This window comes from Salicola sp. AFF1, from assembly GCF_056783195.1.
In genome coordinates, this window is record NZ_JBXAYL010000183.1 from 1 (window position 1) to 263 (window position 263).

General features: G+C 63.1%; 1 pseudogene. It reads left to right on the forward strand.

The annotated features are described in order from the left end of the window. Positions 1 to 263 (forward strand): annotated as a pseudogene (locus tag AC1RQI_RS17260) (IS66 family transposase); the annotation flags it as partial.

Sequence of the window (263 nt, forward strand, 5' to 3'; positions counted from 1 at the left end):
CCCGCCCGTAAGAACCGCCAACGCGGCTTCTCGGATCAACTGCGGCGCAAGCGCATTGAGCTGACCCTCAGCGATGACGAGAAAGCCGGCGCCACCAAGACCTTCTTCACCAAGGTCAAGGAAGAGCTGGAGTTCATCCCGGCCCAGCTGACCGTGCTCGAATACTGGCAGGAAAAGGCCGTGTTCGAGCACGACGACGGGGACGAGTCCGTGGTGGCAGCAGCCCGCCCCGTGCATCCGTTGGGCAAGTGCATTGCCACCAC